The organism is Pseudomonas sp. A-R-19, assembly GCF_019956575.1.
GTDB lineage: Bacteria > Pseudomonadota > Gammaproteobacteria > Pseudomonadales > Pseudomonadaceae > Aquipseudomonas.
The window spans coordinates 78,817-92,774 of record NZ_JAHBDR010000045.1 but is presented as its reverse complement, the minus strand read 5'-3'; the positions used below and the strand labels follow the sequence as shown (position 1 = coordinate 92,774).

Sequence of the window (13,958 nt, the reverse complement as noted above, 5' to 3'; positions counted from 1 at the left end):
CATCATTTCCATGCTGATCACCCTGTGTTCTCCTGCTCAAAAATTGAGCAGAAGCAGTTGAACACCTGGGTCAGTTTTCAGTCGGCAGAACAGCCTTTACTGGGTCAGTTTTCGGTCAGCGGCAACAAGGTAGGTAGCTCTTCGCATTCCGGAAGCTGTCGATTGGCACAGGGACGTCGTATGAGCTGTTGCGGCACTTCGGCAATGACGCAACCGAAAACCGCACAGGCGGTGCACAAGCTAAACGTGGGACTGATGTTCTTTGTGTGCAGTTTTTATCAGGTGTGAATGGCGAAAAACAGCAAGCGACCGACTAGGTGACCGTAATCCCAAACGACTGGCGAGGCACTAAGATCCCTGCCTCTCCTGCCTTTCAAATGAATTTGCAAGAAAGTCGATTAGGGCGCGCACGGAAGGCAGTAGACCTCGTCGAGAGGGAAAGACTGCGGTGATTACACCTTCATCTGGCCTCCATTGTGGGATAAGCGTTAACAAACGACCGTCGGAGATTTCTTCCCTGACCACGGCTAGCGGCATGCTAGCGATGCCCACCCCCCGACTCACTGCACTTTTGAGTACCGCCATATCGTCGCTGACTAAGCGCGGAACATGGCTGATTTGGGCGGTGGCCCCGTTGGGATCATTCAGGTGCCAGTGGTAGTGCGGTTGAGGCGCTCCCCAATGAATACTCGGAAGATCCACCAAATCCGCCGGTACCATCAACAGCGGGTAGCGTTGCACAAAAACAGGGTTGGCAACCAGTACCTGTGGACTTCTGGCCAGGACTTTCATCACCAATTCGCTACTTTCCAATGGAGGAAAACATAAGCTCAAGGAAATGTCATATCCCTCGCTGATAACGTCAACACGACGGTTGAAACTCTTCACATAGAGTTCCACTGATGGGCATTGCTCCATGAACTCGCCTAGTAATGGGGCCACCCAGAAGTTCAGTAGTGGAGTGGTGCAGCACAGGCGAATAACGCCTCGGGGTTCCGACCGGCTCTGTTCAATGACATCTTCCGCCGACTCAGCTTCCGCCATCATGGCCACGCAATGGCGGTAATAAGCCTGACCGATATCGGTCACTTGGAATTGCCTTGTAGAGCGCTGAATAAGGCGCACACCCAGCCGCATCTCTAGTTGACTGACCCGTCGACTCAAGGTGGATTTTGGCATGTTGAGGGCGCGGCCTGCGGGAGCGAAGCCTGCATGTTCAACCACTTTTGCGTACAAAAAGAGTTCATTGAGATCAATCACTCGTGGCCCCTATCGTTCCATATTTGAGACTGTGAAGTCTAATCCAGCCACTACCGGCATCCAACCTCCACGACTAAGGTGAATCGCTCGGGTCCTTGGCAGGCGACGCAACATGAAGAAAATTCTGGGCATATACAGCAGCCCCAATCGGCATTGGGTAGGGGATGGATTTCCGGTCCGCTCGCTTTTCACTTATGACACGCTGGGCCGTCATATCAGCCCGTTCCTGTTGTTCGACTACGCAGGACCTGCGGATTTCCCGCCTTCAACGCACCGGCGTGGGGTCGGTCAGCATCCGCACCGGGGTTTTGAGACGGTCACCATTGTCTATAAAGGTGAACTCGAGCATCGGGATTCCACTGACGCTGGCGGCAAGATAGGACCAGGCGATGTGCAGTGGATGTCAGCAGCGTCGGGCATCCTTCATGAGGAGTACCACTCACCAGAATTCAGTCGCGCTGGTGGAACATTGGAGATGGTGCAGTTGTGGGTGAATCTACCCGCAAAAGACAAGATGTCTGCGCCTCGATATCAGACGATTTTGAACCGCGACATCGTGCAAGTCAGCCTACCTGACGATGCCGGTTTAGTGCGCGTGATTGCCGGTGAGTACGCCGGGCGCAAAGGTCCCGCACTGACCTTCACCCCCATGGATGTATGGGACATACGTCTGAACGCAGGCAAGAGCATTTCCCTGCAATTAAGAGCTGGCTTCACCTGTGCAATCGTCGTGCTCAGTGGGGGTGTTGAGGTGAATGACAGTGCAGTTTTGCAGGAGGCACAGGTCGCGCTGCTTGACCCTCATGGAGTCAAGCTGTTGCTGGAGGCCAGTAGCGACTCAAAACTGGTCCTGCTCTGTGGAGAGCCCATCGATGAACCCATCGTTGGCCAGGGTCCGTTTGTCATGAATACCCAAGCAGAAATAGTCCAGGCCATCACGGACTTCAACAGCGGCCACTTTGGACAGATTACCCCGTGATCATTTTCGGAGTGTCATAGGTTGACATTGCGAAATCTGTTGGCGGCCAAACCGTCTTTTCTCAAAGGAGAACGTTATGAGTACCCCGGCTAATTTCAACAACCAGAGACCCGTCATAGACCCATCCAATGTCGCCATGCTGCTGATCGACCACCAAAGTGGTCTGTTCCAGACAGTGGGCGATATGCCGATGCCCGAGCTACGTCTGCGCGCTGCGGCGTTGGCCAAGATGGCGACGCTGGCCAATATTCCGGTCATCACCACGGCCTCCGTTCCACAAGGCCCGAACGGCCCGCTGATCCCCGAGATTCATGAAAATGCGCCACACGCCCAATACGTGGCGCGCAAGGGTGAGATCAATGCGTGGGACAACCCGGATTTCGTCGGTGCCGTGAAAGCCACGGGCAAGAAGCAGCTCATCATCGCCGGCACCATCACCAGTGTTTGTATGGCTTTCCCTGCCATCAGCGCCGTGTATGACGGATATCAGGTCTTCGCTGTGGTGGATGCCTCCGGCACCTACACCAAGATGGCCCAGGAAATTACGCTCGCTCGAGTGGTACAGGCGGGTGTAGTCCCGATGGATACCGGTGCTGTCGCGTCTGAGCTGCAAAAATCCTGGAACCGTGACGATGCACAGCAATGGGCCGAGGTTTACACCAAAATTTTCCCGGCCTATCAGTTGCTGATCGAAAGTTACATGAAGGCTCAAGCTGTAGTGAGTAATCAGGAAGTATTGGACTCCCAGCGCAAATAACTGATTCCAACATGAGGGGAGTGCGCCCTCATCAGTGGAGGCCATTGGGGCTTCCGTTGTTCACCTGGAGAATGAAAATGTCTACTGCCTACAAACGTCTCGACAAAGATCAAGCGGCTGTGTTGCTGGTCGACCATCAGACCGGTCTGTTGTCGTTGGTACGCGACATCGATCCGGACAAGTTCAAGAACAACGTGCTGGCGCTGGCCGATCTGGCCAAGTACTTCAAACTGCCGACCATTCTGACGACCAGCTTTGAAACGGGCCCGAACGGCCCACTGGTGCCGGAGTTGAAGGCTCTGTTCCCGGATGCTCCTTACATTGCGCGCCCAGGGCAAATCAACGCTTGGGACAACGAGGACTTTGTCAAAGCCATCAAGGCTACCGGCAAGAAACAACTGATCATCGCCGGGGTGGTGACCGAAGTCTGCGTGGCGTTCCCGGCACTGTCGGCAATCGAGGCGGGCTTTGATGTGTTTGTGGTGACCGACGCGTCCGGTACCTTCAATGCCCTGACCCGTGATTCGGCGTGGAACCGCATGTCGACGGCCGGCGCACAGTTGATGACCTGGTTCGGGCTGGCCTGTGAGCTGCACCGCGACTGGCGCAATGACATCGAAGGGCTGGGAACGCTGTTCTCCAACCACATTCCGGACTACCGCAACCTGATCACCAGCTACACCCAACTGACTTCCGACAAGTAAGTTCGAGCCAGGGACCACGACAGCATCAGTGGCCTTTCAACGGTGTGTTGAACAGGCCCTGACCTGTCGGGGCCTGTTTCAATCAGGGTTTGTTTTGTGCGGTCTACTTGAGGCTTTTTTTGTCTGGATCATCAGACACGGAGCCTCGCGGCAAGAGAGATAACGATGAGCAATCAAGAGCCCCAATGTCGGTTGTCCTCTTCCTTGGATTGTCCGATGGAAGAGGGTGTTAAAGCGATTAAACGAATCACTGCGCGCTCTGCCGAAGTGGGTGGCGGGATTATCGTCAATCGATTGATGCCCTCGCGCCAACGACGAATGATCGGCGCCTGGTGTTTTCTCGATCACGCCGGCCCTGCGGTGTTTGAAAAAAAAGCCGGCCTGCGCGTCGGCCCCCATCCGCATGTTGGCTTGCAGACCTTCACCTGGATGATCAAGGGTAAGGTGCTGCACCGCGACAGTCTGGGCAACGTCCAGATCATTCGCCCGGGCCAGGTCAACCTGATGACGGCCGGACGGGGTATCACCCACACAGAAGAGTCGCTGCCTGACGAGCACCATCTGCACGCCGCGCAGTTATGGATTGCCTTACCGCAGGGTGACGAGAACTGCGCGCCGGCATTCGACCACTATGCGGACTTGCCAGTCTGGGATGAAGGCGGGGTAAGGATCACCTTGCTGGCCGGGAGGTTCGGCGGCCGCACCGCCCCCTGCCGAATTTTTTCACCGTTGGTGGGCGTGGACTTGGCGAGTCAGGGGGCAGCCTCGCTTCGATTGGCCGTGGAACCGCAATTCGAATACGGCATCCTGCCGCTGGAAGGTACGTTCACCATCAACGGCCAGACGTTTGCCCGTAATGAACTGGCCTATCTGGGACGCGGCCTCAGCGACATTGAGTTGTCATCCACCCAGGGCTCACGCGCCTTGCTGCTGGGGGGGGAACCATTTGCCGAGGAAATACAGCTGTGGTGGAACTTCGTCGGCCACAGCAAGGAGGACATCGCCGAGGCCCTTGAGGCCTGGAACAGCCGGGACCTGGAGCGTTTCGGTGACGTTGAGGGTTTTGACGGAGAGCGTCTGGTCGCCCCGAGGTTGCCGTGGCAAGGCGTGTGACGCTCAGGTCAACAATGAGCGGGAGTCCCGGTGATGGCCAATACGTTGAAACGACTGCAGTGGGTCTCTATTTCGCTTGGGGTGTCGCTGGCTACGGGGAACACCCTCGCGGACAACTCGCTGGGCCAACGGGATAATCTCAGCAGCGGAATCAATGATCGACAAAAGGCCGAAATGGCAGTGCCAGACGGTTTTATCAGTGGTTTGTCGCTCAATGGATTGTTACGTAACTACTACTTCAGTCGTGATAACCATGACACTCCTGCAGGGCTCGACCAACGTGAGTGGGTACAAGGTGCCTATCTGTCTTTTCGTTCCGGGTATACCGATTCTCCGATCGGCGTCGGTATTGATATCCATGGGTTTTATGGGCTAAAGCTGGATGGCGGAGGGGGCAGCGGCGGTGCCGGACTACTCCCACTGAACTCAAAAAAAGAACCGGAGTCGGAATTCTCCGCAGCGGGAGCCGCATTGAAGTTCAGAGGCTTTGACAGCCTCGTTCAGGCCGGCGATCAATACCTGGAGAACCCGGTGATTGCTGGCGGGGTCAGTCGGGTGTTTCCCCAGACCTTTCGCGGCGTGGCGTTAAAAAACTACAGCCTACCGAACCTGACCCTCGATGCTGGCTGGGTCGATTCCACACGTTTGCGTAATCAGAGTGGTCAAAGCTATTTGGTCACCAGCTATGGTGCCAGTAACAAGGCGGGTGTGCCTGCCGATCGTGAAAGCCCCAATATGGAGTGGCTGGGCGGTATTTACAGTGTGCCAGGCGCTATCACCCTGACGGTCTACGGCGGACAATTGAGCGATATCTGGAACCAGTACTACGTGGGAGCAAGTTGGCCGCTGAAGCTCACCCAGGCGTTGACGTTAACGCCGTATCTGCACTATTTCAAAACCCGGGATCAGGGTCAGAGTCAGCTCGGACGGATCGACAACGACACCTATAGTGGTGGTCTGACGCTCTCTGGCGCTGGCCAGAGCCTGACGCTGGGCCTGCAAAAAGTCGACGGCAACACGCCCTTCGACTACGTCGCACAGGATGACCGGTCGTTTCTCTACCTGAGCAACTCTCAGCAGTACGCCGACTTCAACGCCCCGGGAGAGAAGTCCTGGAAGCTTCAATACCAGACCAGCCTGGCGTTCGTGGATGCTCCAAACGTGCAGCTAAGCACGTCCTATACACGCGGCGAAGCCGACCTGACCCGGGTGGATCCTGCCAGTCAAGGGTACGGCTACATCTACAACGCTTCCGGAAAAGATGCACACCATTGGGAACGGGATGTGGCCCTGCGTTATGCGGTGCCCGACGGCAAGGCCAAGGGGTTGAACGTGACCCTGCGTTGGGCCGCGCATCGCACGGGGGATGGCTATACGGCGCCAGGTAACACCCGGGGCAATTCGAACGCCGATGAGTACCGCGTGATCGTGGACTACCCGTTCAGTATTTTTTAGCAAGTAGCGTAGAAGGCATGACATGCGACAACAGGTTGGCTTAATCAAGGCAATCGGCATCAGCTCGTTTTTTGTTTGTTCACCGAGCGAGGCCGATAGCGTCAGTTTACCGCCTTTAGCATTAGGCAATGCGAGCTTCATGGACGGTGTGTCCGGCCCGGGGATGCTCTTCGAATTGCCCACGCAAATCTATCGCAGCAACTCGGCGAATGATGCTCAAGGCCACTCCATACCGGGATCGCAAAAAGTCCGCAGCACGACCGTGCTTCCGCATTTTGCCTACATCAGTTCCAACACCGTTCTGGGGGCTAACTATGGTGCGGAAGTGCTACTGCCATTCGTGTATCTGGACATGGATATCGACCACGGGCCTGACGGCAGTCGTACACGGCAAGGCGACATGGTTATCAGCCCGCTGGTGTTGCAGTGGGCACCGCGTTCGGTGCTCGGCAGGCCTTACTGGCAGCGGCTGAATTTTGTTTTTTCGTTGCCGACGGGTTCCTATAGCGCCGACTCGGACATCAACACCGGCAGCAATGTCTGGGTCTTCAACCCCCACTACGTGTTCACCTGGGAGCTGACTGACCGCCTGGAAGTCAGCGGTCGTTTCCACTATGCATGGTCAAGTCGCAACAACGATCCGGCGTCCGCGTTGAAGGCCGACAGCATCCAGCCGGGTGAGGCGATCCACAGCAATCTGGCGGTTTCTTATGCGGTATCCGATACCTGGCGGGTAGGGGTGGCCGGCTACCAACTCAAGCAGATCAGCGATGACCGGATCGACGGACATCGGCAGAAAGACTCTCGGGAGCAAGTCGTGGGCATTGGGCCGGGGGTGATGTATCGGCAAGGAAAACAGACACTGTTTGCCAACCTGTATTTTGAAAGCGGTGCTGAAAACCACTCTGAAGGGACCCAGTTAACGCTTCGCTATCTTCATGCCTTTTAATGCTTGTGCAATGAGAGGAGGCAGCCGCTTGTGGCCGCTGCCGTTGTTGCCATGAGGGTTTGAGATAAAAACATCGCCCGGTGTTCGTGGCGCCGGGCGATGGCATGCACTTGCTGTGCACGGCTCGCGAAAAGACGGTTATGCCGCTTCCACGTTGACTTTGGTTTTCGCCATGACGCGGTGCGGCGCCGTTTCGCGCAGGAACAACGCAACGACCAGGCCCAGCACCGCGCCGCTCAGGGCCAGATAGAGGGTGTTTTCAATCCCGTGGTGCTGGGCAATGTAGCCCGCCAGCGCCGGTGCAACGCCGCCCCCGAATACCTCCCCAATGCCAACGACCAGGCCTGTGGCCGTGGAGACCAGCGCCGGCGGTACTGACTCGCTGGTGAGCGGGCCGACGGTCATGCAGATCATGCTGAAGTTGAAGAAGGTGGTCGCGAACAGCAGCAGGAACAGTTTCACGGGTTCGACCCCCGTCTGGATCATCAGCCAAAGTGCCAGGCCGGTGGCCAGGCAAGACAGCAGCGCGACAGGTTTTCGCCCCAAGCGGTCGGAGAGGGCAGGCATCAACACCATGCCGAAGAAACCGCCGAAACCGATGGCCGACATGACGAACCCCATCTGCTGCATGCCCATATGCAGGTAGTCCGTCAGGTAGTTCGGCAGCATGACCGAGCTGACGAACAGGCAGGTCAGCATGCAGAACATGCAGGCGATGTTGAGTAGGACGTTGCGTTGGCGCAGCACCGTCGTCCAACGCGTTTCAGGCACATGTTCAGGTTGCACGGTCTGTGCAGTCTCGCGAGGTTCGCGCAGTACGCGGTACAGCAACCAGGCGACCAGAAATCCGGGCACCGACACCAGCACAAATACCCAGCGCCAGGACGGCACGATCAGCAACAGTTGGGTGGCGACGATCGGTGCCAGGCCGAGACCCAACAGGGGGAAAAAGGCCTGCTGGATGCCGATGTTCATGCCCAGCCGACGAGGATGCGACGCCTCGGCGGTGGCGGCGATGGAGGTCGGCGTGAAGGCACCCTCGGCCACGCCCATGACCGCGCGGATCAGCAGCAGCGCACCGACTCCGGTGGCCAGCCCGGACAAACCGGCCAACAACGAGAACATGATCACTGAAGGGATGATCACCTTGCGCCGACCGATCCGGTCGGAGAGCCGCCCCATGAACATCGAGGAAATCCCCCAGGCGAGCGCCAGCACCGCCGAGATGTTGCCGAGGTCCTGATAATTGAGGTTGAGGTCACGCATCATCACCGGGAACAGCGGCAGTATGATGAAGCGATCCAGGCCGACCAGACCGAAACCCAGCGCGAGCAGCGCGACGGCCTTCCATTCGTAAGCTGAGTCCCATTTCTTGTTATTCATGGCAGTTCTCCGCCCTTGCGGGCATGGGTGGACATGACGCCGACAGCCGCCGGCGCCCAATGGAAGGGTTAGAAATAGACCAGTGCCTCGACCAGCCCGGTCAACTGCGTACGGTCGCGGCCGTTGCCGTAGATGCGATCGTGATCAAGCGGCTCGAACCAGTCGTAGCGCAACTCGGGGCGCAGGCTGAGGTTTTTGCTGACGTCCCAGCGCAGGCCGACGGTCAAGGCATTGAAGTCGCCGCGCGCAGTGCTGGTGGGGAACAGCACAAAACCGTCATGGTCGCGGAAGTGCTCACCGCGCAACGAGAACGCCAAATCAGGGCGCGACTGGTAGGTCAGCACGCTGTTGACGCCCCACCAGGAAGCACCGTCGAAGCCCGGTCCGGTGACGATGTCCACGGTATCGGCCTTGCCGTCGCCGGACTGTCGGCCGTAGACCAACTCGGCGCCCATCGACCATTGCTTGTCGAAGGCATGCCAACCATTGAGCGAGTGCTGTTGGCGAAGCTGACCGTGGGGTGAAATCAGCCGCGCGGTGGGCGCCTGTACGTCATCGACGTTGTGGTTCTCCTCGTCGCCAACCATGAACTCGTAGTCGACCCAAGTGCCCATATCAGCGGTGCGCCAACGCAGGGCGCCCATCAGCGACTTGCCGTGATTGTTGTCGCGCAGGTTGTTCCAGCCTTGTACAACGCCCAGCTCTGCCCCGAGCAGACCGCTATCGCCACTGAAAAGACGGGTACTGGCGAGGACGCCGGACACGGTGCTGGGCTCCGTGACGAAGGCGTAGGTCTTGCTGGCGAACGGGTTGCGTGCCTCACGAATGTTCGGGGGAATCTCGTAGCCGATGGCTGGGCCGAAGATGCCGGCTATCAGACTGATGCCGGGACCGTAGGGCATGTACATCGATGCAAACAGGTTGGGGGTGGCGACAAACTTTTGCTTGTGGCGTTTGGCCGAGTCGGGGTTGTCGTCGCCGGGCGAATTGGCATCCCAGTGCATATCCCAGCCGAACGTGCGGGCGAATTGTCCGTTGCGCCCGTAGAGGGTTTCCATGCTGAAACCGAAGGAGAACTCCTGGGGGCTTGGCCCCGGCAGGGGAGTGACGCGTGGGATAACGTTGGCAACCAGTGGCTTGTCGATAAACAAGTGCACCGAGGCCAGCTCCAGGCCCTCGTCCGAGTAGCCGGTCAACGGCAGGTTGCTCAGGCCGTCGTCGCGCTCATCGCTGGTAGAACGGTTGTTGCGCACGTAGCCGATGTCGAGCAGCCCTGAGACCTTGATTCCATAATCCTGCTCCAGGCTTGGGCCGAAAAGGCTGCGTACCAGCGAGCCTTTACCCTTTTCCTGTTCTTGCGCCTGTACATGCAGTGATGCGAGGGCGAGCAAACCCGCACCGAGCATTTTTTTGTCGATGTTCAACATGACCAGCCTCTTTTATTGTTGTTATTGCGGGTGACGCGAAAGCCGTCGCGCATGCTTGTTTCACGGGCGAACGATGCCCGTGGCGGGCCGTTGCCGGCCCGCGCGAAGGTTCATGCGTTCAGAGGGTGTAAAGGACTAGCGGCGGTCGAGCAGGCTCTTCAGTACGTCGAGCAGGACCGTCCCATTGGCATGCCTGGCGCTCTGTGCACGCCAGCCGATGTGATTGTCGGGGCGCACCAACAGACAGCCGTCTTCTTCAATCTCGCGTAAGCGCGCCCAGTCGCCATAGCTGTCGGCGAAGTCCAGGCCGATCCCGATACGCCTGACTTGCAACTCGATGCCCAGCTCGCGGGCCGCGGCCTCGGCGGCCTGGCTCCAGACCCCGCCGCCATGACCGGTGAGCAGGGTCAGGCGGCCCTTGCCGCAGATATCCAGCGTCGACACCCGCCGGCCCTGCGCATCGTGCAGCCAGGCGTGGGGCAAGCGCGCGCCGGGCCAGGTGGTGGCGTGGTAATACAATTCGCGATCTCGTGTATAGGCCGGTTGTTCGCTGCCATCATCGATGACCGCCGAGCTGCGATAGCGCTGGCCCAGTTCCACGCCATGGCAATTGAACTGGTAGTTTTGCAAGGCAATGGCCTGGTTCAGCTCGGCGCGGCGCTCGCGACCGACTTCGCTTTCGGCATACAGCTCACCCAGGCTGGCCCAGCCTTCTTCTTCGCTCTGTCCCGGCTTGAAACCGAGGGCGTTGGCAATCGGCAGCATGTTGCGCACGCTGCCCATCGCTCGGTCAACGACCTGCCGACCGACCGGCTGGCGCTCAGTGTTGTAGCTGTCCAGCAGGCCGGGCCCGGCCTGACCGTTGATCACCATGGCGAGCTTCCAGGCCAGGTTGTACACGTCCTGCACCGAGGTGTTGGTGCCCAGGCCGTTGGCCGGTGGATGGCGGTGCACGGCATCGCCGGCGCAGAACACCCGCCCCTGGGAGTACCGGTTGGCGACAACATGGTTGATCTGCCACTTGCTGGTGGAAAGGATTTCGACCGGGATTTCAGCGTCGCCGATCACCCGTCGAGCGCGCTCGATGATGGCCGCTTCACTCAGGTCCGGCTCGCCCTGGGCGGGGTCGTACATGTAGAGCATTACCCATTCGGTCCAGGGTTTTACGCAGATGAACGTGCCGCTGCCCACCCAGTAGTCGTTGCCCGGCTGGACCATCCAGTACAGCACGCCGGGGCGGCTCTCACAGTAGCGGCGCAGGTCGGCGCGCAGCCAGACATTGACCGCGCAACCGAGGCCCATTTCACCTTCCAGGGGGATTCCAAGCAGTTCCATCACACGACTGCGCGCACCGTCCGCGCCGATCATGTACTGGGCGCGAACCTGATATTCGTGGCCCACGGTGCGATCGAGGATGCGCGCGGTGACGCCGTCTGCATCCTGGGTGAAATCGAGCAGTTCGCTGTTGAAGCGCATCTCGCTACCCGCGCGCAACGCTTCGTTGGCAATGATCGGCTCAAGCACGTGCTGGGGGATGTTGCACATCGCCGAGGGGCTCGCCGTCTCATAGTCGGACTTGCGCTCGATAGCATTGCCCCAGGTCAACAGGCGGCCCAATTCCTGGCCGGCAAAACTGGTGGCCCAGACATTGTTGGCCATCAACTCATGCGGCGTGGCGGCGGCGACGACCGCGGCTTCAACCCCCGCATCGCGGTAAACCTCGACGGTGCGCTGGTTGGTGATATGCGCCCGCGGGCTGTTGGCGGTCCAGCGATATTTGTTGATCAGCAGGCTTTTGATGCCATAGCGCGACAGCAGCAGCGAGGCGGCGAGACCGGCAGGCCCGCCGCCCACGATCAATACGGGTACTTCAAGGGTTTCGGTAGATTTTTGCTGGTTCATGTCTTTGCTCCGCAATCTTTTTCTTGTGTAACGCACCGGTTCATTGAGCTTCGTAGTTGACGACGAACTCGTCGGGCACATCCGGCCCCCAGAGGTACAGCGAATCCTCGGGCGGATGGTTGCCGGCTTGCCAGTCGATACCCGCCGGGACAAAGTCGATGTCGCAGGAGTACTCGCTGTAGCTGCCCCACGGGTCACGGACGTAGTAGAAATAGTTGGACCCCAGCACGTGTCTGCCGAAGCCCCATCCTTGCTTCCAGCCCTGATCGGCCATACGCATGGCACCCAGGCCCACCTCGTTGACGGAGGCGACGTCCCAGCTGCAGTGGTGGAAGCCGGGAGCGTGTGACTGCACGAAGGCAACGGTGTGATGGTCGGCGCCGTGTACCGTGTGCATAAAGGCGACGATGTGTTCCGAGCGGTCCGACAGGCGAATACCCAATGCCCGTTCGTAGAACCCGACGGTTCGCGCCACGTCCGGGGTGAACAGCATGATGTGCGACAAACGTCGTGGCCGGACTTGTGGCGCATGACGGCGATAGGGTGAACCGCGCTCGCCACCGCCGGCACTTTCAAAACTGACCGCAGGTTTGCAATCGGGCGTGACCTTGGCAGCACGCAGCACCTCGACCCGGGTGCCATCCGGGGCGACGAAACGGAATCCTTCGTCGGCGAGCGGCGATACCTCGCAACCTTCGCGCGTCACTTGTTCCTGCAAGGCCCCAAGGTCTGCGGCATAGGCGCCGAAGGCGATGTGCCGCAGCTTTTTGCCGGGGCCTTTGTGCAGGTAAGCCCATGGGTGTGGATCACCGAAAGTCCGCAACACCAGCGCACCGGCTTCCTCGCGGACATCCAGGCCAAAGCAGGTGTAGAAATCCCGGGCGGTTTCCAGGCAGGGCACATCCAGAGCGTAGTGGTCCAGCGAGTGGACCCCCAACGGGCGGGGCGAACCGTCCAATGCCTTGTCTGACAAGGTCATTACGTATTCCTCCAACTGTCGCGGCCTGCATCGGGCCGCTTTCTTGTTGTCGAGCCATGCGGGGCGGCATGGGCTGTTTTAACCACTACGCTTCGTCGATCACCGGATTGACCAGCTTGCCGATACCTTCGATCGACACCTCGACCACGTCACCGGGTTTGAGGTAGACCTTGGGGTTCATGCCGAAACCGACACCGGCCGGGGTGCCGCTGACAATCACGTCGCCGGCTTGCAGTGTGACCGCTTCACTGAGGGTGGAGATGACCGTCGCGACATCGAAGAGCATGTCTTGAGTGTTGGCGGACTGGACGATTTTTCCGTTGACTCGGGTTTCCAGCAGCAAGCCCTTGCCACCGGCGGGCAATTCATCGGCAGTGACCAGATCCGGCCCGAACGCGCCGGTGTCGTCGAAATTTTTCCCCACGGTCCATTGCGGCGACTTGAACTGGTAGTCGCGTACAGAACCTTCATTGAACAGGGCATAGCCAGCGACGTGCTCAAGCGCCTGGTCTTTTGGAATGTGGCGACCACCGCTTTTCAGGATCACGGCCATTTCGCCTTCGTAGTCCAGGGTGTCGGATACTTTTGGACGGACCAGCGGTTTGTTGTGGGCCGTCAGGCTGCTGTTGAAGCGCGGGAACAGTGTCGGGTAGTCCGGCTGAGCGTAGGGCGACTCCTTGGTGTGATCGGCGTAGTTCAGGCCGACACAGATGATTTTCCCCGGTTTGCGCATCAACGGCAGGTAGTCCTGTTCACCGATTTCGACACTCGGGCCTTGGGCGTTCGCACCATAGGTGACCAGATCCACGCCACGTTCGAGCAGTGACTCCAGCGTCTCCTCACCCAGCACTTTGACGCCATCGGCAGTGCGAACGCCAAGTACGGCGCGGCCTTGATGATTGAAAAATACGTATCGCATGCGGGGAACCTCTTGTTGTGGTCAGAGCCGCCAGATGGCGTTGGCTTGATGGATAAAAAGCTAACGCCATAAAAATATACCGTCAACAATAAAATATATTTTCTGGTTATTTTCTATTAATCGTAGCCCTG

General features: G+C 58.7%; 13 protein-coding genes. 7 read left to right on the top strand and 6 right to left on the bottom strand.

Going from position 1 to position 13,958, the window contains the following annotated elements; genetic code table 11:
* Window positions 1-288: hypothetical protein (locus KGA88_RS10630; protein WP_223590738.1), on the top strand; the 288-nt coding region annotated here is incomplete at its 5' end.
* A gap of 60 nt (window positions 289-348) precedes the next feature.
* On the opposite strand, the gene KGA88_RS10625 is transcribed toward KGA88_RS10630, so the two are convergent.
* Complete coding sequence (locus KGA88_RS10625) at window positions 349-1,260, bottom strand: LysR substrate-binding domain-containing protein (protein WP_223590735.1); 912 nt, start codon at window positions 1,258-1,260, stop codon at window positions 349-351.
* Between the two features lie 112 nt (window positions 1,261-1,372).
* Here KGA88_RS10625 and KGA88_RS10620 point away from each other — a divergent pair, with 112 nt between their 5' ends.
* The 6 genes from KGA88_RS10620 to KGA88_RS10595 all read left to right on the top strand — a co-directional run bounded on the left by KGA88_RS10620 (window position 1,373) and on the right by KGA88_RS10595 (window position 7,217).
* Complete coding sequence (locus tag KGA88_RS10620; RefSeq protein ID WP_223590732.1) at window positions 1,373-2,239, top strand: pirin family protein; 867 nt, start codon at window positions 1,373-1,375, stop codon at window positions 2,237-2,239.
* A 76-nt stretch (window positions 2,240-2,315) separates the two neighbouring features.
* A complete protein-coding gene (locus KGA88_RS10615) occupies window positions 2,316-2,996 on the top strand; it encodes a hydrolase (RefSeq protein WP_223590729.1) in 681 nt (226 codons plus the stop codon).
* 77 nt (window positions 2,997-3,073) lie between these two features.
* Window positions 3,074-3,700 (top strand): isochorismate family cysteine hydrolase YcaC, encoded by a 627-nt coding sequence (ycaC, locus tag KGA88_RS10610; protein ID WP_077182767.1) that lies wholly within the window; start codon window positions 3,074-3,076, stop codon window positions 3,698-3,700.
* A gap of 165 nt (window positions 3,701-3,865) precedes the next feature.
* Entirely contained in the window at window positions 3,866-4,813 is a 948-nt protein-coding gene (locus KGA88_RS10605) for a pirin family protein (RefSeq protein ID WP_223590726.1), read from the top strand.
* 33 nt (window positions 4,814-4,846) lie between these two features.
* Window positions 4,847-6,268 (top strand): OprD family outer membrane porin, encoded by a 1,422-nt coding sequence (locus tag KGA88_RS10600; protein ID WP_223590723.1) that lies wholly within the window; start codon window positions 4,847-4,849, stop codon window positions 6,266-6,268.
* A 22-nt stretch (window positions 6,269-6,290) separates the two neighbouring features.
* Window positions 6,291-7,217 (top strand): transporter, encoded by a 927-nt coding sequence (locus KGA88_RS10595; protein ID WP_223590696.1) that lies wholly within the window; start codon window positions 6,291-6,293, stop codon window positions 7,215-7,217.
* Between the two features lie 138 nt (window positions 7,218-7,355).
* Here the strand turns inward: KGA88_RS10595 and KGA88_RS10590 are convergent, their stop codons facing one another.
* The 5 genes from KGA88_RS10590 to KGA88_RS10570 form a co-directional block, all read right to left on the bottom strand.
* On the bottom strand, window positions 7,356-8,600 hold the full coding sequence (locus KGA88_RS10590; RefSeq protein WP_223590693.1) for an MFS transporter: 1,245 nt from the start codon (window positions 8,598-8,600) through the stop codon (window positions 7,356-7,358).
* A 68-nt stretch (window positions 8,601-8,668) separates the two neighbouring features.
* On the bottom strand, window positions 8,669-10,027 hold the full coding sequence (locus KGA88_RS10585; RefSeq protein WP_223590690.1) for an outer membrane beta-barrel protein: 1,359 nt from the start codon (window positions 10,025-10,027) through the stop codon (window positions 8,669-8,671).
* 135 nt (window positions 10,028-10,162) lie between these two features.
* Entirely contained in the window at window positions 10,163-11,929 is a 1,767-nt protein-coding gene (locus KGA88_RS10580) for an FAD-dependent monooxygenase (RefSeq protein ID WP_223590686.1), read from the bottom strand.
* A gap of 40 nt (window positions 11,930-11,969) precedes the next feature.
* A complete protein-coding gene (locus tag KGA88_RS10575; protein ID WP_223590683.1) occupies window positions 11,970-12,908 on the bottom strand; it encodes a VOC family protein in 939 nt (312 codons plus the stop codon).
* 85 nt (window positions 12,909-12,993) lie between these two features.
* Complete coding sequence (locus KGA88_RS10570) at window positions 12,994-13,827, bottom strand: fumarylacetoacetate hydrolase family protein (protein ID WP_223590667.1); 834 nt, start codon at window positions 13,825-13,827, stop codon at window positions 12,994-12,996.
* Window positions 13,828-13,958 lie beyond the last annotated feature (131 nt).